Raw genomic sequence first — 20,148 nt, 5'->3', positions numbered from 1 at the left:
GGCAAATTTATTCTCGGGAGGGCGCCGGGTTGGCTCGGGGATGGGCAAGCACGCCATAACAACTTGACGGCCAGCTCCGCCCCGCGCCTGAGTTTTGGTCGAAAAAGCCAGCGGCTGCCTTCGGTTGTTCCGGAAGGGATCAGGCAGAAGGCTGGAAATCATAGAAAGCGGCCCGCCTTCGCGGGCCGCTTTCATGCTCTGGAGCGCAGCTCCGGAGCCAGGGCACTACATCGCGTCGATGATCCCGTTCAGCGTGGCGCTGGGCCGCATGGCGGCGCCGGTCTTGGCCTTGTCGGGGTGGTAGTAGCCGCCCATGTCCACGGGCTTGCCCTGGGCCGCGATCAGCTCCTCGTTGATCTTCGCCTCGTTGTCGCCAAGCTGCTTGGCCACCTTGGCAAACCGGGCCTGAAGCTCGGCATCCTTGGTCTGGGCGGCCAGAGCCTGCGCCCAGTAGAGGGCCAGATAGAAGTGGCTGCCCCGGTTGTCGATCTGGCCCACTTTGCGGGCAGGGGATTTGTCATTGTCGAGGAACTTGGCGACGGCCTGGTCGAGGGTCTCGGCCAGCACCCCGGCCTTGGCGTTCTTGAAGGCGTTGGCCACGTGCTCGAGCGAAGCCGTGAAGGCCGAGAACTCGCCAAGGGAATCCCAGCGCAGGTAGCCCTCCTTCTGGAACTGCTGGACGTGCTTGGGGGCAGAGCCGCCCGCGCCGGTCTCGAAGAGGCCGCCGCCGCCCAGCAGGGGCACGATGGAGAGCATCTTCGCGCTGGTGCCCAGCTCGATGATGGGGAACAGGTCTGTGAGGTAGTCGCGCAGCACATTGCCGGTGACGGAGATGGTGTCGAGGCCCTTCCGGATGCGCTCGCAGGAGACCTTCATGGCCTCGTCCGGAGGCAGGATACGGATGTCCAGGCCCTTGGTGTCGTGGTTCTTGAGGTAGGTCTCCACCTTGGCGATCATCTGCGCGTCGTGGGCACGGGTCTTGTCCAGCCAGAAGATGGCGGGGGCGCTGGTCAGGCGGGCGCGGGTGACCGCCAGCTTGACCCAGTCCTGGATGGGGGCGTCCTTGGCCTGGCAGCCGCGGAAGATGTCGCCTTCCTCAACCTTCTGGGAGAGCAGGGTGGCGCCGGACTCGTCCACAATGCGGATGGTCCCGGCGGCCGGGGCGAAGAAGGTCTTGTCGTGGGAGCCGTATTCCTCGGCCTTCTGCGCCATGAGGCCCACGTTGGGCACGCTGCCGATGGTGGCGGGATCGAAGGCGCCGTGCTTCTGGCAGTCCTCGATGACAGTCTTGTACATCGTGGCGTAGCAGCGGTCCGGGATCATGGCCAGGGTGTCGTGGAGCTTGCCGTCGGCGCCCCACATCTTGCCCGCGTCGCGCACCACCACAGGCATGGAGGCGTCCACGATGATGTCGTTGGGCACGTGCAGGTTCGTGATGCCCTTGTCCGAGTCCACCATGGCCAGGGCCGGGTGGGTGGCATAGACCGCCTGGATGTCGGCCTCGATCTCCGTACGGCGGGCCTCGGGCAGGGCCTTGATCTTGGCGTAGACATCGCCCAGCCCGTTGGCGGTGTTCACACCCAGCTCCCGCAGGGTGGCGTTGTGCTTCTCGAAGACCGGCTGGTAGAAGACGGACACGGCGTGGCCGAACATGACGGGATCGGAGATCTTCATCATGGTGGCCTTCAGGTGCAGGGAGAGCAGGAGGCCGTCCCGCTTGGCCGCGTCGATCTGCTCGGCGTAGAAGGCGCGGAGGGATTTGACGTTCATGACGGAGGCGTCGATCACCTCACCGGCCAGAAGCGGCAGCTTCTCCTTAAGCACCTTCACGGCGCCATCCGCGCCCACGAACTCGATGCGGGCCGTCGTGGCCTTGGCGAGGGTGGTCGAGGTCTCGCTGCCGAAGAAGTCGCCCGCGGTCATGTGGGCCACGCGGGCCTTGGAGTCGGGGCTCCAGGGCGCCATCTTGTGCGGGTGCTTCTTCGCAAAGTTCTTCACCGAAAGGGGAGCGCGGCGGTCAGAGTTGCCTTCGCGGAGCACGGGGTTCACCGCGCTGCCCAGCACCTTGGCGTAGCGGGCCTGGATGGCCTTCTCCACTTCCTCCGTGGGCTGCTCGGGGTAGTCGGGGACGGCAAAGCCCTGGGACTGCAGTTCCTTGATCGCCGCGATCAGCTGGGGGATGGAGGCGCTGATGTTCGGGAGCTTGATGATGTTCGCCTCGGGCTTCAGAGCCAGGGCGCCCAGTTGGGCCAGGTTGTCAGGGACGCGCTGGGCCGGGGTCAGGTTCTCGGGAAAGTTCGCGAGGATGCGACCCGCCAGGGAGATGTCGGAAGTCTCGATGGCGATGCCGGTGCCCTTGGTGAAGGCCCGGATGATCGGCAGCAGGGAATAGGTCGCCAGCGCGGGCGCCTCATCGATATCGGTCCAGATGATTTTCTGCGTGGTCATGGGCTCTCCTTTGGGCTTTTTTCGGCACCGCCGGGGCCTGGATGACACACCACCCCCGCTGGTCCGGCACAGGGCATTTCAGGCAGGCTCCCACGGGGAATGCCAGCCTTCAAGCAGCTTTCCCTGTGGGGACGGGGATTTGGGACTTCGGTCACGCCCCTCGAGCTATCCCACCACCGGCATGGCAGCTCCCGAGGCGGCCTTCACCTCGCCGCGGGCCAAGGCGAAGTCCATGCGGCCCAGGTTCACGCCACCGAAGCCCACCTGGAAGACCAGAGTCTCGCCCTGGGCTTGCTTAACCTTCACAGGCGCGTCCAGAAACGTGTGGCTGTGGCCGCCGATGATGGCGTCGATGCCCGCCACCTGACCGGGCATCCGCAGGTCATCGGGAGCCCCATCCTTGTTGTCGTAGCCAAGGTGGGAGAGGACCACCACCAGATCCACCTTCTCGACCTCGCGAAGACGCTTCACCACCGGCTTCAGGCTCTCGTAGGGATCGTTCCAGCTGATGCCTTCGTGGTTTTTCGAAGCCACCAGCCCCGCGAAGGCCACGCCCACGCCGGTGATGCCCACCCGGACACCGGGGAAATCGCGGACCAGGTAGGGACGGACCCGCTTGGCCAGTGCCGGGGCGCCCTTGCAATCAAAGTTGCAATTCAGGAAGGCGAAGGGCGGATTCCGATGCTTGAGCTGTTCCATGGATTCGATGGCTTCGACCAGCATCCCCACGCCGTTGTCGAAATCGTGGTTCCCCAGGGTGGTGGCGTCGTAGCCGATCATCCGCATGAGCTGGTAGTCGAGCCGGCCCTTGTAGCGGTTGAAGTAGGGCGTGCCCTGAAAGGTATCGCCCGCGTCGAGCAGCAGGATGGAGCCCAGCTGGCCCCGGAGCTGTTTCACCAGCGTCGCCCGGCGGGCCATGCCGCCCTTGCCACTGATGGCGCCATTGCCGGGGCCAAAGGGCTCAATGCGGGAATGGGTATCGTTGGTGTGCAGCAGGGTGATGCGGCCCGAGTCCGGCCCCTCGGTGGCCTTCAGGGGCACGCGCGAGGCAACGGCGGCAGCAGCGCTGAGGGAGGCGAGAAAAGTGCGGCGTTCCATGGACTCCCCTACAGCTTGAACGTCTTGTCGCGGATGGCTTCCTGGATCGAGGCCGGCACCACGTAGCGCCCTGGCGCCGGGGGTAGGAGCTCCTTGCCAGCCTTGCCTATGGCGGTGCACTGGTCCAACAGCATCTGCCGGAGGGTGACGCCCGTGGTAAAGGGCTTGCGACCCTTCTTCAGGGTGGGAATGGAATCGCCGCCGGCATAGAGGTAGTCGGTGGTGGCGACCTTCACCACGGCTGAGGGATCGATGGCGCTGCCGTCCTCCCAGGTGACGGTGAGGGTGGCCTGCTGCGGCGTCCCTTCGACCTTCACCTTCACGCCAGAGCAGGGCTCGCCACCGCGACGCAGCAGGCCCTCCTTCACCACCTGAATGACCTCGGCTCCGGTGAGTTCAACAACCACCAGTTCGTTCTCGAAGGGCATCAGCTCGAAGATATCCCCCACCTTGATCTGGCCCGGGCGCAGGTTGGCCCGCAGCCCGCCGGCATTGGTAATGGCGAAGCGGACTGGAACGCCGACCAGAGGCTGGGCGGCATGGCGCATGACATCCGAGACCCAGTACCCGAGCAGGTTCTCCTCGCCCCGTCGCCCGCGAAACACGCCCTGGGGCGCCTGCACCAGCGGCTGGCCGAAGGTGGCCTTGATCTCCGCGGCCAAGGGTTCGATGACCTTCTGGACCTCGGGATCGTCGGCGATGGCCTCGGTGATGGGGATGACTTCGGCCTTCGTGACTGGTGGCTGCGCCACCAGGTGAAGGGAAAGCAGCGAAGCGAAGAAGAATGCGTTACAGGGCTTGAGCTTCACGGAAGGCTTCCTTCACTTCGGCGCGGGCGTTCCGCACGGCGGCATCATGGGTCCAGAACAGGGCGGCGAGGCGCAGGAGCCATCCCATCAGCCAACCGTTGAGCAAGGTGACGGTCAACTGCAGGGCGAGGAACAGCCAGACGCGAGCCGCGGTGCCTCCTCCCATCCGCCAGGCCAGGAGCAGTACCAGGAAGGGCAGGAGTGCTCGCAGCGCAGCCCCGCCGAGGGAGACCAGACCCCACTGGACGGGGTGTGTCCACAGCCGCAGGAAACAATCGACCAGGTGCGCCCGGTAGCCTCGGGACAGGCCCGCCGCTCGCCCCAGGCGGCAGAACCACCACTGAAGGTTCAGGGCAGCCACCGCCGCCATCCAGAACAGAGGGCGCCCGAAGAAGGCCATCCAGCCAAGCCCGTCGATGCCGAGCCTGCCCAGCCAAGTCAGCGTCACATCCCCCAGCCAGGCCGCAGCGCCAATGGGAAGGAACCCGACCAGCACGGTGTCCAGGGCCCCCAGCAGCCAGGAACCCAGGCGGGCCGTCTGGCCCACCCGTTCCGCCTGCATGCGCCAGCCGCACCAGAGCAGGATCACGAGGCCCAGGCCGAAGAGATGCACGGTCGGGGAATTCGCCAGGCGGTGCTGGAGCCCGCCGTTTTCCCACAGCTCCCAGATGTCCCGGGCGCTGATGCGCTCGCCCCAGTGGCTGGGCAGGGCGCTCCAGCCCGCGGCCCGGCGCAGATGGCCGGCCCAGCCCAGGACCGGGCCGAGCAGCACGAGCATCCAGCCCGCCATGAGACCCCAGCCCCAGCGGCTGAAGCCGCCGGGCAGGGCACGCCGGAAGAAGCTCCAGGGATCCCTGGGCGCCAGGGCATCCTCGGTATGGATGGTGGTGGGGCGTTCCTCAGCGAATTCCATGGCCGTCCGCAAGCAATCCTTCATCAAACCACACTTGACAGGGCCCGCGCCGATGGGGTTTCATCGGTCTTATGCCGCTGTCCTTTCCGACCCTTCGCCAGGGCCTCCTTCATGGGGCTTGGTGGTGGCGTACGGGCTCGGATGGCTCCTCGCGCGAGGCCTAGCGGCCAACGCCACCCCGGACCCTCCGAGCCCGACCCCATGGTCGGGCTTTTTTGTATGTGGACGAATCGCCATGTCACCTGAATCCAGGCTCCTGCTCCGCCATCCCTTTCCTGCGGACCTGTTGACCCCCTTGGCCGCCTACCTGGCTCTACGCCCAGTGGGCGCCAGCCTGCTGCTGGAGTCGTGTGACCAGGGCGAGCGCGTAGGCCGCCACAGCTTCGTGCTGCTGGAGGGCCCGGCGGAATGTCGCCTGGACCCGCCCGCCAGCGGCTGGATCGAGGCCCTGCGTGCCTTGGCGGGATCTTCGCCCAGCGGAGCGATGAGTGATCCTGCCGCGGAACTGCCGGCCCCGAGGGAACCATTGCCGGTGGGTGTGGGCTGCGCCGGGTATCTCGGCTTTGAGGCCGTGGGCGCCTTGGAGCCCACCCTGCCGCTGCCCGCCCGGGACAGCCTGGGCCTGCCGGGCCTGTGGGTGCGCCGCTTCGATGTGGCCCTGGTCTTCGATCACCTGCATCAGGTGGCGGAGCTACAAACCGTGGATGTGGATGCCGAAGCCGGCTTCCGCCGCCTGCGCGACCTCCGGGCACGACTCCTTGGGGGAGTGGCCGATCCCGGCCCCAGCGCCTCGACACCTCGGGCCACCGCCCAGATCACCCGCGAAACCTACGAAGGAGCCGTACGGACCGCCCAGGAACTGATCCTGGATGGTGACATCTACCAGCTGGTGCCCAGCCAGCGGTTCCGCATCGGGGACCCGCCGCCGCCGCTGGAGGCCTATCGCCGCCTCCGTCGCCTGAACCCGAGTCCTTATGGATTCCTGCTGGAATGGGAGGACTTCGCACTGGTGGGTGCGTCGCCGGAGATGCTGGTGCGGGTGCAGGATGACGAGGCCGAGACCTTGCCCATCGCCGGCACCGTGCCCCGGGGTGGCAGTGCCGAGGAAGACACTGCCCGCTTCGAGGCGCTCAAGCGTGATCCCAAGGAATTGGCCGAACACCAAATGTTGGTGGACCTGGCCCGCAACGACCTGGGCCGCGTGGCCGTTCCCGGTGGTGTGCGGGTGGAACTGCCGCTGGCACTCCAGCGTACAAGCCACGTCCTGCACCTCACCACGACCGTGAAGGCGAAGCTCCGAGACGGCGTGGATGCCCTGGACGTGCTGGCGGCGGCCTTCCCGGCCGGCACGGTCAGCGGCGCTCCCAAGCTGCGCGCCTGTCAGCGGATCGCTGAACTGGAAGGCGAGATGCGCGGGCCTTACGGCGGCGTCCTGCTGCGGCTGGGCACCGATGGCGCCCTAGACACGGCCCTCATCCTGCGCACGGCGGTCTACACCGGTGGCGCCGCCTACATCCAGGCCGGGGCCGGCGTGGTGCGGGCCTCGAAACCCGAGTCCGAGTACTTCGAAACCCTGCACAAGCTGGGCGCCATCGCCCAGGCCCTTGGGGTCCAATTGCCCGGAGCCGACCGATGATCCTCCTGATCGATGTCCCGACTCTGCGCGAGCAGGGCGCAGCCCAAGCGCACAGGAGCGGCGTGGAGGAGCGCCGCGATAGGAGGGAGAGGGCATCGGCTCCCGAGCGGAGGTTGGCATGATCCTCCTTATCGATGCCCTGGATTCCTTCACCTACAACCTGGTGCAGGCCTTCGAGACGCTGGGCGCTCCCGTGAAGGTCGTCCGCCACGACACCATCACCCTCGACGAGGCCAAGGCCCTCCGGCCCGAAGCCGTGGTGCTCTCGCCCGGCCCCGGTCACCCCACGGAAAGCCCGGCGCACATGGCCCTCGCGGGTTCCGACTGGACCATCCCGCTGCTGGGCGTCTGCCTGGGTCACCAGGCCCTGGCCGCGGCCACCGGGGGCCGGGTCATCCGGGCCCTCGAGCCTCTGCATGGCGAGGCCACAGCCCTGGAACACGACGGGACGGGACTCTTCCAGGGGTTGCCTCCTGGCCTTCTCGTGGGTCGCTACCACAGCCTCATCGCGGATCCGGCCACGCTGCCCGCCTGTTGGCGCATCACGGGCCGCAGTTCCGGTGGCGAGATCATGGCCATGGCCCACCGCGACCTGCCCCGCTGGGGGGTGCAGTTCCACCCCGAAAGCATCCTCACGCCGGACGGTCCGGCGATGCTCGCGAACTTCCTCCACCTCGCCAAGGAAACTCGACGATGACCCTGCTGACCACCCACAACCCCATCCGCCCGCTGCCGGAGGCCACCGCCTCGGAGCTCATGCATATCTTCATCGACCAGGACACGGACGCGCTGCTGGTGGGTGCCTGCCTGGCCCTCTTGGCCCAGCGGGTGCCCGAGGCCCACGAGCTGGCGGCCTTTGCGGATTCGCTGTTCGAGGTCGCGGTGCCGTTCCCGCAAGCGCCCGACGGCGCCATCGATGTGGTGGGGACGGGTGGCGATGGGGCTTCCACCGCCAACCTCAGCACCCTCACGGCGCTATTTCTCCCGACCCTCGGCGTACCCGTGGTGAAGCACGGGAACCGCGCCGCCACGGGTGTCTGCGGCAGCGCCGACCTGATGGAGGCCCTGGGCTACGACCTCTCCAGAGCGGTCTCGGACCTGGAGACGGACCTCCGGGAGCACCGGTTCGTCTTCCTCTTCGCGCCGGCCTACCACCCGCTGATGGGCCGACTCCGGGAGATCCGCCGCCGGTTGGGCATCCCCACGATCTTCAACCTGCTGGGACCGCTCTTGAATCCGGGGCATCCGCCCCTGCAGGTGCTCGGCGTGGCGCGCGAAGAGCTGCTGGCTCCCATGGCAGGGGCCCTGGCCCGGCGTGCCAACCTGGAGCGGGCCTTCGTCATCCACGGCAAGGACGCGGAAGGGAAGGGGCTCGATGAAGCCTCCATTGAAGGCCCCACGACGGTGGTGGCGGTGAGAGAGGGACGGGTCCTGGCGCCCCAGGTGATCGTTCCCCGGGAACTGGGCATCACCCAGCCCAGCCGTCACGCCTTGCGGGTGGCCGACCGGGGCGAGGCCCTGGCCGTGGCCCGCGGCATCTTCGGTGGGGCCGGCCACGCGGAGTTCCGCCCGGCCGTGGCAGATGCCGTGGCCTTGCAAGCAGGGTTGGGACTGATCTTGCATCAGGGCGGTTCGCTGGACGGCTTGGCCCAAACCTTCCGCGAGCTGCGGGCCATCCTGGATCACGGCTTTACCTTGCCGTTTCCCATGGCGGGGGTGCAGCCGTGAGTCGCCTGCCTGATCCCGCATCGCTGGTCCGGGGCACCGGACTGCCCAAAAGTTCGCATCTCCAGCGTGTACTGGTCTCTGAACTTGCCCGCCTCGCCCAGGCATCGCCAACGGCACCGCCGGTTCGCGCGCCCCTGGAGGGCTCAGGTCCCTTCGAGCTGGCCCTGAGACGGGAAGCCGCGGCCCGGGGCGGAGCTGTGATCGCCGAGTACAAGCAGGCTTCGCCCTCGCTCGGCCCCTTCGCTGCCGGCACGCCCCTTCAGACCCAGCTCCAGGCCTACAAGGACGGCGGCGCGACGGCTTTCTCGATCCTGGCGGAACCGGCCTATTTCCGCGGAGCCGCAGCTCACCTCGCCGCCGCAGCAGAGTTCGGTCTGCCGAGGCTCTACAAGGGTTTCGTCATCTCCGAGGCCCAACTCGCGGAGGCCGAGGCCTGCGGCGCCGAGGCGGTCCTGCTCATCGTCCGGGTGCTGAAAGGGCATACGGCCACCTTTGCCGAAGCCGCCCGGCAGCGGGGCATGGAGGCACTCGTGGAACTGCACGACCTCACGGAAGTCCCCTTCGCCCAGGAGTCTGGGGCCCGCCTGGTGGGCATCAACGCCCGGGATCTCTCCACGTTCACCCTGGGTGAACCCACCGCCGCGCCCTTGCGCCAAGCCTTTCCCGATGCGGTGCTGGTCCGCGAATCCGGCCTCGCCACCCCTGAGGATGCCCAGGCCTCCCTGCGGGCGGGTTTCGAGGCCGTACTCATCGGCGAGGCCCTCATGCGCAGCCCGGATCCCAAAGGGTTCCTGGAGCGCGTTTTCGCAGACCTCCGCCAGGAGGCGCAATGAGCCTGGTGGCCAAGGTCTGCGGCCTCACCACTGCGGCAGACGCGACCTTCGCCGCGGAGCAGGGCGCGGACCTGCTGGGCTTTGTGTTCCATCCTCCCAGCCCGCGGCACTGCGCGAATCTGGCGGTGGCGGAGGCCTTCGCCGACCGCGCGGTCTTGGTGATGGTGACTGAAATCGCGGAGGCAGTCTTCGAAACAGCCCGACGCCATAATGTCCGGCGCGTTCAACCCTATCTGCCGAAGGCGGAATGCGAACGCGGCATCGCGTTGTTGCGAGCGGCAGGCCTCTTCGTCCTGCTGCCCTGGGCGGACGAACCGGGCCAGACCGCGGTGCCCGCAGACCTCTACCTGTGGGAATCCAGCCCGGCCCAAACTGGGGTGCCCGGGGGCTCGGGGCAGGGCCATCCCATGGCCTTTCCGCCCCCCGGGCCCTTCCTGCTCGCCGGTGGCCTGGATGGCGCCAACCTGGCGGACAGGGTCGCCGCACTCCCACTCGAAACTCGCCCGTACTTGCGCGGCTTCGACGCGGCGAGCCGTCTGGAGGCGGGCCCAGGCGTGAAGGATCCAGCAAAGGTGGCAGCGTTCGTCGCGGCCGCGAGACAGGCAGCCTTGGCAGGAAAGGGAACCCATGACTGATTCGTTCGCGCTTCCCACGCGGTTCGGCCCGCAGCAGCTTGGCGGCTGCTACGCCCCGGAAACGCTCATGCAACCGCTGCTTGATCTGGAAGCGGCCTTCTGCGCCGCCTGGGCTGATCCCGCGTTCCTGATCGAACTGAAGGCTGAACTGCGGCACTTCGTGGGTCGCCCCACGCCCCTCACGCCCGCGCCACGCCTGGCGGCGAAGGTGGGGCTCAAGGCCCTCTTCCTCAAGCGGGAGGACCTGACCCACACCGGCGCCCACAAGATCAACAACGCCCTCGCCCAGGCCCTGCTGGCCCGGCGCATGGGCAAGACGGAAATCATCGCGGAGACTGGCGCCGGGCAGCATGGCGTGGCCACCGCCGCGGCCTGTGCGCGCCTGGGCCTGACCTGCACCGTCTACATGGGCGTCACGGATATGGCCCGGCAGGCGCCCAACGTGGCCCGTATGCGACTCTTCGGCACCAAGGTCGAGCCCGTGGCGGCGGGGCAGGGCACCCTCAAGGAGGCCGTCAATGAGGCCCTGCGGGCCTGGGCTGGCCGCTGCGATCGGGCCCACTACATCCTTGGCTCGGCCCTCGGGCCGCATCCCTTCCCGACCATGGTGCGGACCTTCCAGACCGTCATTGGCGAGGAGGCCCGCGCCCAGGTGTTGGAGCAGTCCGGTGGCCTGCCTGAGATCGTCCTCGCCTGCGCTGGCGGGGGCAGCAACGGCCTGGGCTTGCTGCTGCCTTTCCTGGACGATGACCTACGCCGCATCGCCGTGGAGGCTGGCGGCCACGGGAAAGCCCTCGGCGAGCACGCTGCGCGCCTCGATGGGGGGCGCATGGGTGTGCTGCACGGCTGCAAGACCCTCCTGCTCCAGGATGAGCACGGTCACACGGCCGAGACCGCCAGCATCAGCGCCGGATTGGATTACCCCGCGCTGGGTCCCGAACTCGCGGCGCTTGCGCTCGACGGCCGAGTGGAGGTGCGCCGTGCCTCCGATGATGAAGCACTCGAAGGTGCCCGCCTGCTCTGTGAAACCGAAGGCATCCTCCCTGCGCTGGAAAGCAGCCATGCGCTGGCTGCGCTGCCCGCACTGGCCAGGGAAGGCGCCGCCACGGTCCTGCTGGGTCTCAGCGGCCGGGGCGACAAGGATCTGTCCACCTATCAGTCGCGTCTGGGGATCTGACATGAACCCGTTGCTTCCCTTCCTCATGGCAGGCGATCCCTCGCTGGAAGCACTGCCACAGCTGCTGGCTGACGCCAAGGCCCTGGGCCTCGAGGCCGTCGAACTGGGACTGCCCCACTCGGACCCCATCGCGGATGGGCCGGTGCTTCAGGCGGCCGCGCACCGGGCGATCGCACGGGGTGCCACCCCAGTCCGAGTCTTGGAAGCCCTCGCCGGGATCACCGACAGTCCCGACCTCATCCTCTTCACCTACCTGAATCCGCTGCTCCAGATCGGGGCATCGAGGCTGAAGGATCTGCTTGCTCCCACACCGGTGAAGGCCCTGCTGGTGGTGGATCTGCCCTTCGGAGAAGAGGCGGTCTTCGAGGCTGAGTTGCGGGCCGCAGGCTATCCCATGGTGCCGTTGCTGGCCCCCACGACCACGTTGGAGCGGGCCCGGCAGATCCTGTCGGAACGCCCGGACGCAGGAGCTTCGGCACCCTTCGCCCAGCGCTTCGCCTACATCGTGGCTCGCCTTGGCGTCACGGGGGTTGGTTCCGGCACCGATCTCGCACCTGTGTGGGAGCGCGTGTTGGACCTGCAGGCCCTCACCGCCCGCCCCCTCGCCGTTGGCTTCGGATTGGCCGACGCCGCCAGCCTCGCCGTCGTGCGGAGCATGGGCGCCACGCCCGTGGTGGGTTCCGCACTGGTGCAGGCCCTGGCAAATGGAAGGGGCCTGGTGGAAGTGCTTTCTAGGGGGCTGGGATGACGATCAAAAGGTAGTGAATAATGAGGGCGGTTCATCCTACCCTGAGGAAAGTTGCAAGGGCGAGGCGATTTGGTATCGTGATCCATCTTGCCCTTCAGAAACGGCTGCCAACAGCCATCCACCCCGGGATTCGGGATTAGGAGCCATGCGCCCATGATCCACCGTTCACGTCTCACCCTCACGGCCTTGACCCTCATCGCCGCCGGTGCCTTCGCTCCCCAGGCCCAGGCCTCCGGTTTCCAGTTGCGCGAGCAGAGCCCCAGTTCCCAGGGCAACGCCTTCGCCGGCGTCAGCGCGGGCGGCGCCGACATCAGCGCCCTCTTCTTCAATCCCGCGGTGATGACGCAGTACGATGGCTGGCAGTTCTCTTTCGGCGGCACCTACGTCGGTCTGGACGTGAAGCTCCAGGACATGACCGCCAGCCGTACGCCGGCCCTGACCGCGCTCGGCTTCAATGTGGTTCCCAATACCACGACTAGCTTGAGCACCATCTCGGGCGACCCCAGCCACAAAAATTCCGGGGTTTCCGCCGTCCTGCCTGAATTCAACATCATGTACAGCGTCAACAAGGACCTGAAGCTCGGGCTCTCCCTGAACGTGCCCTTTGGTCTCACCACCGAGTACGACGCCAACTGGATCGGCCGCTACCACGGCCTGAAGTCCGACCTGAAGACCATCGACATCACGCCCAGCCTGGCCTACCGGGTGAGCGACCAGTTCTCTTTCGGCGTGGCATTCATTGCCCGCAAGGCTGATGCCGAGCTGACCAATGCTGTGGATTACGGCACGGCGCTGGCCCTGAAGGTGGGTTCCGGCCTTGCCGCAGCAGGCCTGTCCACCACAGCGCCCAGTCCCACGCAGAACAGCCCCGTGGCCACCATCGCCATGGGTGCGCCCAACGCCACCTTCGGCACGCCCGGCTACGCCATCCCCGGCGCATGGGACGGCAAGGCCGGCCTGAAGGGCGACGGCTGGGGCTACGGCTGGAAGGCGGGCTTCACCTGGCAGCCCAGCCCTGACTTCCGCTTGGGTGGCGCCTATTCCGCCGCCATGACCATGACCTTGAAGGGCGACGCCACCTTCGAGTATCCCACCACCATGCCTGCCACGGATCTGGCGGCCCTGCAGGGTGCTGGTCTCCGCAACGGCAAAGGACAGGCTGATCTCGCGCTGCCGGCCACGGCTTCGTTGGGCTTCGACTGGAAGGTGAACCCCACGTTCTCGCTGCAGGGCGAGGTAGCCCAGAGCACCTGGTCCCGCTTCAAGGAACTCCGCGTGAAGTTCGATACGGGGCTGGCGGATTCTGTCACCGATGAGAGCTGGAAGGACACCTGGTTCTACTCCGTGGGCGGCACCTGGAAGGTGAACCAGGACTGGACGATTCGGGGCGGTCTGGCCTATGACCAGAGCGCCGTGGATGAGAACCACCGCACCCCGCGCATCCCTGACAATGATCGCAAGTGGGTCTCCCTCGGCGTGACCTACAACCTCTCCAAGAAGACGGCTGTTGACGTTGGCTACAGCCACCTGTTCATCAGTGACAGCAAGATCAACCTGACCTCTGCGGGCGACAACCTCACCCGGGGTAGCCTCAACGCCACGATGAAGGCCACCATCGACATCCTGGGTGTCTCGCTGCGCTACAGCTTCTAGTTCCAGGTTCCAAAAAGAGGAAGGGCCCGGCATGCCGGGCCCTTCCTCTTTCAAGTGGCCTCGCTTCGGATTACACGCGCTCGACCGCCATGGCGATGGCGTTCCCGCCTCCAAGGCACAGCGCAGCCACGCCGCGCTGCTTCCCGTGCAGTTCAAGGGCATGGAGCAAGGTGGCCATCACGCGGGCGCCTGAGGCACCGATGGGGTGGCCCAGTGCGACGGCCCCGCCATGGACGTTGATGCGATCCGCAGGCAGCTTCAGCTCGTTCATGGTGGCCACCAGCTGCACGGCGAAGGCCTCATTGATCTCCCAGAGGTCCACGTCACTCGTGGCCCAGCCGATCTGGGCGAGGAGCTTGCGGATGGCCTCCACGGGCGCCATGAGCACCCATTCGGGATCCAGGCCGGCGGTGGCCGTGCCGAGGATGCGCGCCTGGATGGGCAGGCCGTGGGCCTTGGCATAGGCTTCGGTCGTCACCAAGGCGGCCGCGGCGCCGTCATTCACGCTGGGCGCATTGCCGGCGGTGACGGTGCCGTCCTTCTTGAAGGCGGGGCGCAGCTTCGACAACGTTTCCGGCGTCGTGTCGGAACGGGGACCTTCATCCTCACTGATAATCACATCGCCCTTCCGCCCGGGCACGGCGATGGGCACGATCTCGGCATTGAAGGCACCGGACTGCATCGCGGCCACAGCCTTGCGATGGCTCTCGGCGGCCCACGCGTCCTGGACTTCGCGGCTGATGCCGTATTTGGCGGCTACCAGCTCACCGGTGAGGCCCATGTGCTGATCCGTCATGGCGCACCAAAGGCCGTCGAGGATCATGGCGTCCTTGGCCTCGGTATGCCCCATACGCGCTCCGGCTCGCAACTTGGGCATGAGATAGGGCGCGTTCGACATGGATTCCATGCCGCCGGCCAGCGCGATCTCATGATCCCCCAGGCGCACAGCGTTGGCTGCCAGTTGGATGGCCTTGAGCCCGCTACCGCAGACCTTGTTGATGGTGAGCGCCGAGACGCTGGCGGGCAGCCCGCCCCGCAGCGCGGCCTGCCGGGCCGGAGCCTGGCCCACGCCGGCGCTCACCACGTTGCCGAAGATGGCTTCCGTGGGTGCGGCTCCAGGGACAGCTGCCAGCACCGCCTTGATTACCTGGGCCGCCAGGTCCGGCGCGGCCAGGGCCGCCAGGCCCCCCTGGAACTTGCCAATGGGGCTGCGAAGGGATTTCAGGATCACGGCGTGGGACATGGGGACTCCAATAAATGGCTATCAGCTCTCAGCCGTCAGGGTTCGTCTATCAGGTGAGATCCGACAGCTAATTAGTGCCTTTCGGCCGGCGCACAGACGGGATGGGCGGCTCATCGAGCGTGCTGAGATCCAGTCCTTCCAGGTTCAGGGTCGGTGGCGGGGCCAGATAAATATCGGGCACCTCATCCTGGATGTGGCGGCGAGTGCGTTCCATGAGGGATTCCACCTCCCGGACGAACCGGGTGCGCTCCATCTTGAGGTTGCGGATCTGGACTTCCAGCTCTACCACGTGCTGCTGGGCATCCCGGATGACCTCATCGGCCTTGAACTGGGCTTCGCGCAGGATGAGTTCTTTCTCGCGGTTGGCGCCGTCCAGCACGTCCTCGCGAGTGCGCTGGGCCTGCAGGAGCGTTTCCCGGAAGATGCGGTCCTGGTCCTGGTATTGGCGGAGGCGTTCCCGGTTATCCAGGATCTCCTCCTTCAGCTTCTGGTTCTCGGCCAGGAGTTCCTCCCACTCAGCGGCCACCTCGTGGAGGAAGGTCCGCACTTCGGATTCCTCAATGCCGCGGAAGGCTTTCTCGAATTCCCGGCGCTGGATGTCGAGGGGCGTGTACTTCATGGCACCTCCGTTCAGGAATGGATGGCCTTTGCCAGGACACTTTGCACCAGCCAAAGCAGCATCAAGGCGATGAGGATGTCGAAGCTGAAGCCGCCGATGGGCGGAATGAGTGTCCGGATGGGGTGGAGGATGGGGTCGGTGATGGCATGGAGGAACCGGATCCATTTGTTTCCCGGATCGATGGGGAACCAGGACAGCAGAGCTGTGGCGATCAGCAGCCAGCTCAGGGCCGTCAGCAGGTAGTAGGCAATGAGGAAGAGAAGGGGCATGGTCAGGATCCCGGGAACCCGTTCATCATAGCGGGTAGTGAGGCTTCTCCATGCGCATCGGCATCTCCTGTTATGGCACCTTCGGCGGTTCGGGCGTCGTGGCCACCGAAGTTGGCAAAGCCCTAGCGGCCCGGGGCCACGAAGTGCATATCCTCAGCCCCAGCGTGCCGCCGCGCCTGGTGGGCTTCGAGGACCGCATCAGCTTCCATGAGGTGCGAGCCACGACCTATCCGCTCTTCGAGGATGCCCCGTATTCCATCGCCCTCGGTTCCAAGATAGCGGACGTGGCCGAGCACCATGGGCTTGAGATCATCCACGCCCACTACGCCATCCCGCATGCCATGGCGGCCCTGCTGGCTCGCATGGCCATCCCGTCCCTGAAGGTCGTGACCACCCTGCATGGCACGGACATCACCGTAGTGGGTAGCGATCCGAGCTACCTGACCATGGTGAAGATGGCCATCCGGGAGAGCGATGGCGTGACCGCGGTTTCAGAGTATCTGCGAGACGAGACCTACCGCACCTTTGGCGTGGACCGCACCATTGATGTCATCAGCAACTTCGTCGAACCGCCGGGCCAGGAACGCCCGGACTGCCGGGCCTGGCTGGCGCCCAGAGGCACCTCAGTGCTGACCCACATTTCCAACTTCAGGCCTGTGAAACGTGTGATGGACGTGCTGAAGGTCTTCGAACTCGTCCGCAAGGAGGTTCCCACCCGCCTGGTGATGGTGGGCGATGGGCCGGATCGGGTCGAGGCCGAAGCCTACTGCCGTGACCGCGGGTTCGCCTCGGAAGTCCGCTTCACCGGCAAGCAGCTGGATATCGGCACCGTGCTGGCCTGTTCCGACCTCTTCCTGCTGCCCAGCGCCACCGAGAGCTTTGGCCTGGCGGCCCTGGAAGCCATGGGCCACCGGGTGCCGGTGATCGCCAGCCGTGTGGGCGGGTTGCCGGAGGTCGTACGCCACGGTGTGGACGGTTTCCTGGAGCCTGTGGGCGACGTGGAGGCCATGGCGGCTGACGCTTTGAGGCTCCTCCGCGACGAGCAACTCCGTCGCACCATGGGCGAGGCCGCCCGCGAACGTGCCCTTGGCACCTTCGCGGAAGGGCCCATCGTGGATCGGTACGAAGCGCTCTACCGGCGAGTGCTGCACCAGGCCTGACCTCCCCGAATTCAGGCAGAGTGATGGCGTCTCCGATAGAGCTGGAACTGGGTGGGAGTGGGAATGCCGTGGATTCGGGTCATCTTGGCGGGGCTGCTGGGGGTCTTCTGCCTGGCCTCCGAGGGCTGGCATCGGCCCTTTGCCATCCTGGGCCCAGCCCAAGGCCTGCCCTCTGGGGCCATCACCACCCTCACCCAGGATGCGGATGGGTTCATTTGGGTGGGGACGGAAAGCGGCCTGCTGCGCTACGAGGGCGGTCACTCACGCCGGTGGACCCGCGAAGACGGGCTCCCCTCCGGCTTCATCCACCGGGTGTTTCCGGCGCGGGAAGGGGGCGTGTGGGCAGCCACCCTCCGGGGCCTGGTGCGGCTTCGGGCGGGACGGATCGAGCCGGCCCGCTTCGACAATCTGCCGGGGACCCCGCCCGCTGAAGCCATCGCCCTTGACCCTAAGGGCCGGCTTTGGGTTGTGACCCGCGAGGGATTGTTCGTCCAGGAGGAGGGGCTGCAGTTCCGGTTCCGTGCCCCCAGGCCGGCCGGTCTGAACCTCACTTTGGCCGCAGGATCCAGTGGGGTGATGTACCTGGGTACGAAGGCGGGTATCACCACTTTCCTGCCGGATGGAACCCGCAGGGACTGGGGCCCGGCCCAGGGCCTCCCCGCGGATGGGATCGCCATGATTGTGGAGGACGGAAGCGGCCGCATCTGGGCAGGCTCCGGGCGGAGCCTGGTTGTGAAATCACCTGAGGCGGCCCGGTTCACCGACCAGTCCGCACGTCTGGGCGCGAGCTTATCCCCCAACAGTGTCCCCTTCAAGGATGTCGATGGTTCCATCTGGCTGCCCACCCAGGCCGGGGCCCTGCACCTCTCGGGGGATGGTACCGAACGCCTCGATGCCACGGGGGGTCTGCCGTTCCGCTGGGTCCGCACGGTCTTTCGCGACCGGGAGGGCACCCTCTGGATTCTCGGCACGGCCTTGGCGCGGCTCCAGGGCGGCGGTCGGGTCTGGAACCATGCCCTGGCGGCCGGAACTTCCGGCGAAGTGGTCTGGTCCATCACACGTACTCCGGGAGGCGAGCTGCTGGCGGCCACGGACGATGGCGCCGTGCGGGTGAGTTCCAAGGCTGTAACCCGCATTTCTGGCACCGCCGGCCATCGCATCAAGAACCTGGCCCTGGACCGGACCGGCACCCTCTGGATGGTCAGCACCATCGGACCTACCCTCTGGCTCAGGCCTGGACACCGAGAAGCGGAGCCGGCCCCGCTGGGGGACTTCGGCTTCGCCGTGAACAGCGTGATGCAGGACTCCAGGGGCCGGGTCTGGCTGAGCCACGTCCGCTACGGAATCCTCCGCTGGGATCCAGCCACGCGCCGGCTTGTCCAGGAAGTGAAGGGCACAGGAACGGATGCCCTCGGGGCCTTTCGCATCCGGGAGGATGCCCAGGGCCGCCTTTGGGCCGCGACCACCGCGGGGTTGTATCTGAAGGACGCCAACGGCCCCTGGCGGCTGTTCACGGAGAAGCAGGGCTTGCTTCCTTTCGGCCTCTACGGCATGGCTTTCCTGCCCGATGGCAGTGCCTGGGTCCACTACCAGGAGCCTCAGGGGCTCACGCGAATCCGTGTGGACGGAGATCGGCTCACGGTGCTGGAACAGCGCGTCAAGGGCCAGGGCCTTCAATCCAACCAGATCTACGCGGTCGAGGTCGACGCCCAGGGGCAGTCCTGGGCGACGACGGACCAAGGCCTGGACCGCCTGGATCCGCCGCTCCACATCGGGCAGCAGGATGGGATGGTGAGTGAGGACTGCGCCATCCAGGCCCTGCTGGCGGAGACAGGTCGCATCTGGGTCGGCACGGCTGCAGGACTGGTGCGTTACGAAGCTCCTGGAACCGAGGCCCAGATACCGCCAGCGCAGGCGCATATCCTCCAGTTCGCCTATGGGACCAGGCAGCTGGAGCCACCCTATGGAACCTTGGCGTCAGTGGCGCACCGCGAGGCCACCGTGACATTCCGGGTGGCGGCACCTACCTACCTGGATGAGCGGCAGGCGCGCTTCCAGGTGCGACTCCTGGGCCTTGAAGATGCCTGGCGGGAAGTGGATGCCCCCGTGGTGCGATACCCCGCGCTGCCCGGCGGTCACTATCGGTTCGAGGCCCGTGCCGCGGGCAGGGACGGTGTCTTCGGCCCTGTGGCTGGCCTCGACTTCCGCGTTCTCCCTCCCTGGTGGCGCACATGGTGGGCTCTGGGCCTCGGAGGGCTCGCGTTCCTGGGAATCGGCTTCGTCATCCTGCGGTTCCGCGTGGCGACCCTGGCCCGCAGCAAGGTCGACCTGGAGGCTCTCGTGGCCAGACGGACCGAGGAATTACGGGCCCGGAACGAAGAGCTGTCCTCTGCCCTCGGCAAGGTGAACCAGCTCTCCGGCCTGCTGCCGATCTGCGCTACCTGCAAGAAGATTCGCGATGACAAGGGCTACTGGAATCAGCTCGAGCATTACATTTCCGCCCATTCCGACGCCGACTTCACCCACGGCATCTGCCCCGATTGCGCACAAGCCATGTACCCCGAAAGGTTCAGGGCGGGGAAGGGGCGACCGGAGGCGGAAGAGTAGCGTGTCCGTCCGACCAATTCCTGGCGACCCCGAGCGGCAACCTCCAGGGCTTTCCTCGATGCGAACCTAGCTCCGCCATTCCCAGAGCACATTGGCGATCGCCCAACCGTCGTGGTGGGCAGCCAGATGGATGAAGGCCGTCCAGGGCCCCAGGTCCACCCGAGCACTCCCGCTTCGGCCTTGGACGTCCAATACCTTTACGTCCGCTTCGGAAATACGATCGCGTACCGCCTTCCCGAGAATCGACTGGACTCCGATAAGGCGCTGCAGAGCTTCCTGGCTGGGGGGCGTTTCCAACCCAAGGATGTGCTTGGCCAGGGCTGGATGGAGGCAGGCAAGCATCGCCTCCGAATTTCCGTCAAGCCAAGCCTTCGCCCAGTGCTCAACCACCGAAGCGATGCCATCCGTGCGGGGGGTCGATCGGACCGACAGGGCTGCTGGCATGGGGGTCGCATCTTCTGGCGCCTCAGCCATGCCCAAGGTCCCCACGAGCAACAACGAGGATTTCAAAGCGCCCCGTGGCATGGTGCCCTCCGGTTTCAGGGATAGACCCTTGGTTTACCGATGAGGTT

18 protein-coding genes are annotated in these 20,148 nt (G+C 66.7%); 10 read left to right on the top strand and 8 right to left on the bottom strand.

Annotation, left to right across the window (positions count from 1 at the left end; translation table 11 throughout):
• Positions 1–225 precede the first annotated feature (225 nt).
• The 4 genes from NOV74_RS02670 to NOV74_RS02655 all read right to left on the bottom strand — a co-directional run bounded on the left by NOV74_RS02670 (position 226) and on the right by NOV74_RS02655 (position 5,268).
• Positions 226–2,448 carry an NADP-dependent isocitrate dehydrogenase gene (locus NOV74_RS02670; RefSeq protein ID WP_257309015.1) on the bottom strand — a complete coding sequence of 741 codons (2,223 nt, stop codon included), beginning with the start codon at positions 2,446–2,448 and terminating at the stop codon, positions 226–228.
• Positions 2,449–2,613: 165 nt separating this feature from the next.
• Positions 2,614–3,546 (bottom strand): bifunctional metallophosphatase/5'-nucleotidase, encoded by a 933-nt coding sequence (locus tag NOV74_RS02665; RefSeq protein ID WP_257309014.1) that lies wholly within the window; start codon positions 3,544–3,546, stop codon positions 2,614–2,616.
• An 8-nt stretch (positions 3,547–3,554) separates the two neighbouring features.
• On the bottom strand, positions 3,555–4,355 hold the full coding sequence (locus NOV74_RS02660) for a 5'-nucleotidase C-terminal domain-containing protein (RefSeq protein ID WP_257309013.1): 801 nt from the start codon (positions 4,353–4,355) through the stop codon (positions 3,555–3,557).
• The gene (locus NOV74_RS02655; protein ID WP_257309010.1) at positions 4,336–5,268 is read right to left on the bottom strand and encodes a hypothetical protein; all 933 of its coding nucleotides are present in this window, start codon (positions 5,266–5,268) and stop codon (positions 4,336–4,338) included. The genes NOV74_RS02660 and NOV74_RS02655 overlap by 20 nt, the downstream gene beginning before the upstream one ends.
• Positions 5,269–5,503: 235 nt before the next feature.
• Here NOV74_RS02655 and NOV74_RS02650 point away from each other — a divergent pair, with 235 nt between their 5' ends.
• The 8 genes from NOV74_RS02650 (at position 5,504) to NOV74_RS02615 (ending at position 13,678) form a co-directional block, all read left to right on the top strand.
• Positions 5,504–6,904 (top strand): anthranilate synthase component I family protein, encoded by a 1,401-nt coding sequence (locus NOV74_RS02650; protein WP_257309008.1) that lies wholly within the window; start codon positions 5,504–5,506, stop codon positions 6,902–6,904.
• A gap of 118 nt (positions 6,905–7,022) precedes the next feature.
• Positions 7,023–7,601 carry an anthranilate synthase component II gene (locus NOV74_RS02645; protein ID WP_257309007.1) on the top strand — a complete coding sequence of 193 codons (579 nt, stop codon included), beginning with the start codon at positions 7,023–7,025 and terminating at the stop codon, positions 7,599–7,601.
• The gene (trpD, locus tag NOV74_RS02640; protein WP_257309005.1) at positions 7,598–8,632 is read left to right on the top strand and encodes an anthranilate phosphoribosyltransferase; all 1,035 of its coding nucleotides are present in this window, start codon (positions 7,598–7,600) and stop codon (positions 8,630–8,632) included. The genes NOV74_RS02645 and trpD overlap by 4 nt, the downstream gene beginning before the upstream one ends.
• Positions 8,629–9,465, top strand: a complete 837-nt coding sequence (locus NOV74_RS02635) for an indole-3-glycerol-phosphate synthase (RefSeq protein ID WP_257309003.1) — start codon at positions 8,629–8,631, stop codon at positions 9,463–9,465. Before trpD ends, NOV74_RS02635 begins: the two co-directional genes overlap by 4 nt.
• Positions 9,462–10,100, top strand: a complete 639-nt coding sequence (locus tag NOV74_RS02630) for a beta/alpha barrel domain-containing protein (RefSeq protein WP_257309001.1) — start codon at positions 9,462–9,464, stop codon at positions 10,098–10,100. Before NOV74_RS02635 ends, NOV74_RS02630 begins: the two co-directional genes overlap by 4 nt.
• A complete protein-coding gene (gene trpB / locus NOV74_RS02625; RefSeq protein WP_257308999.1) occupies positions 10,093–11,277 on the top strand; it encodes a tryptophan synthase subunit beta in 1,185 nt (394 codons plus the stop codon). The genes NOV74_RS02630 and trpB overlap by 8 nt, the downstream gene beginning before the upstream one ends.
• A gap of 1 nt (position 11,278) precedes the next feature.
• Complete coding sequence (gene trpA / locus NOV74_RS02620) at positions 11,279–12,025, top strand: tryptophan synthase subunit alpha (protein ID WP_257308997.1); 747 nt, start codon at positions 11,279–11,281, stop codon at positions 12,023–12,025.
• Between the two features lie 153 nt (positions 12,026–12,178).
• The gene (locus NOV74_RS02615) at positions 12,179–13,678 is read left to right on the top strand and encodes an OmpP1/FadL family transporter (protein WP_257308995.1); all 1,500 of its coding nucleotides are present in this window, start codon (positions 12,179–12,181) and stop codon (positions 13,676–13,678) included.
• A 70-nt stretch (positions 13,679–13,748) separates the two neighbouring features.
• On the opposite strand, the gene NOV74_RS02610 is transcribed toward NOV74_RS02615, so the two are convergent.
• The 3 genes from NOV74_RS02610 to NOV74_RS02600 form a co-directional block, all read right to left on the bottom strand.
• Positions 13,749–14,921 carry a thiolase family protein gene (locus NOV74_RS02610; RefSeq protein ID WP_257308994.1) on the bottom strand — a complete coding sequence of 391 codons (1,173 nt, stop codon included), beginning with the start codon at positions 14,919–14,921 and terminating at the stop codon, positions 13,749–13,751.
• A 67-nt stretch (positions 14,922–14,988) separates the two neighbouring features.
• A complete protein-coding gene (locus NOV74_RS02605) occupies positions 14,989–15,540 on the bottom strand; it encodes a DivIVA domain-containing protein (RefSeq protein ID WP_257308993.1) in 552 nt (183 codons plus the stop codon).
• An 11-nt stretch (positions 15,541–15,551) separates the two neighbouring features.
• Positions 15,552–15,809: a YggT family protein gene (locus NOV74_RS02600; protein WP_257308992.1), complete on the bottom strand. Its 258-nt coding sequence runs from the start codon at positions 15,807–15,809 to the stop codon at positions 15,552–15,554.
• A gap of 50 nt (positions 15,810–15,859) precedes the next feature.
• On the opposite strand from NOV74_RS02600, the gene bshA reads away from it, so the two are divergent.
• Positions 15,860–16,969 (top strand): N-acetyl-alpha-D-glucosaminyl L-malate synthase BshA, encoded by a 1,110-nt coding sequence (gene bshA / locus NOV74_RS02595; RefSeq protein ID WP_257308990.1) that lies wholly within the window; start codon positions 15,860–15,862, stop codon positions 16,967–16,969.
• Between the two features lie 63 nt (positions 16,970–17,032).
• Positions 17,033–19,576 (top strand): ligand-binding sensor domain-containing protein, encoded by a 2,544-nt coding sequence (locus NOV74_RS02590; protein ID WP_257308988.1) that lies wholly within the window; start codon positions 17,033–17,035, stop codon positions 19,574–19,576.
• A 66-nt stretch (positions 19,577–19,642) separates the two neighbouring features.
• Here NOV74_RS02590 and NOV74_RS02585 read toward each other — a convergent pair whose 3' ends face one another.
• Positions 19,643–20,101 carry a nuclear transport factor 2 family protein gene (locus NOV74_RS02585; RefSeq protein ID WP_257308986.1) on the bottom strand — a complete coding sequence of 153 codons (459 nt, stop codon included), beginning with the start codon at positions 20,099–20,101 and terminating at the stop codon, positions 19,643–19,645.
• Positions 20,102–20,148 lie beyond the last annotated feature (47 nt).

The organism is Geothrix fuzhouensis, from assembly GCF_024609325.1.
Taxonomy (GTDB): domain Bacteria; phylum Acidobacteriota; class Holophagae; order Holophagales; family Holophagaceae; genus Geothrix; species Geothrix fuzhouensis.
Note: the sequence above shows the minus strand (reverse complement) of the source record. Positions and strands in the feature narration are given on the sequence as shown.

Bases quoted from the DNA above. Each gene is read 5' to 3' on its own strand.
- NOV74_RS02670 (WP_257309015.1), bottom strand. From the start codon at position 2,448: ATGACCACGCAGAAAATCATCTGGACCGATATCGATGAGGCGCCCGCG.
- NOV74_RS02665 (WP_257309014.1), bottom strand. From the start codon at position 3,546: ATGGAACGCCGCACTTTTCTCGCCTCCCTCAGCGCTGCTGCCGCCGTT.
- NOV74_RS02655 (WP_257309010.1), bottom strand. From the start codon at position 5,268: ATGGAATTCGCTGAGGAACGCCCCACCACCATCCATACCGAGGATGCC.
- NOV74_RS02650 (WP_257309008.1), top strand. From the start codon at position 5,504: ATGTCACCTGAATCCAGGCTCCTGCTCCGCCATCCCTTTCCTGCGGAC.
- NOV74_RS02645 (WP_257309007.1), top strand. From the start codon at position 7,023: ATGATCCTCCTTATCGATGCCCTGGATTCCTTCACCTACAACCTGGTG.
- trpD (WP_257309005.1), top strand. From the start codon at position 7,598: ATGACCCTGCTGACCACCCACAACCCCATCCGCCCGCTGCCGGAGGCC.
- NOV74_RS02630 (WP_257309001.1), top strand. From the start codon at position 9,462: ATGAGCCTGGTGGCCAAGGTCTGCGGCCTCACCACTGCGGCAGACGCG.
- trpB (WP_257308999.1), top strand. From the start codon at position 10,093: ATGACTGATTCGTTCGCGCTTCCCACGCGGTTCGGCCCGCAGCAGCTT.
- trpA (WP_257308997.1), top strand. From the start codon at position 11,279: ATGAACCCGTTGCTTCCCTTCCTCATGGCAGGCGATCCCTCGCTGGAA.
- NOV74_RS02615 (WP_257308995.1), top strand. From the start codon at position 12,179: ATGATCCACCGTTCACGTCTCACCCTCACGGCCTTGACCCTCATCGCC.
- NOV74_RS02610 (WP_257308994.1), bottom strand. From the start codon at position 14,921: ATGTCCCACGCCGTGATCCTGAAATCCCTTCGCAGCCCCATTGGCAAG.
- NOV74_RS02605 (WP_257308993.1), bottom strand. From the start codon at position 15,540: ATGAAGTACACGCCCCTCGACATCCAGCGCCGGGAATTCGAGAAAGCC.
- NOV74_RS02600 (WP_257308992.1), bottom strand. From the start codon at position 15,809: ATGCCCCTTCTCTTCCTCATTGCCTACTACCTGCTGACGGCCCTGAGC.
- bshA (WP_257308990.1), top strand. From the start codon at position 15,860: ATGCGCATCGGCATCTCCTGTTATGGCACCTTCGGCGGTTCGGGCGTC.
- NOV74_RS02590 (WP_257308988.1), top strand. From the start codon at position 17,033: ATGCCGTGGATTCGGGTCATCTTGGCGGGGCTGCTGGGGGTCTTCTGC.
- NOV74_RS02585 (WP_257308986.1), bottom strand. From the start codon at position 20,101: ATGCCACGGGGCGCTTTGAAATCCTCGTTGTTGCTCGTGGGGACCTTG.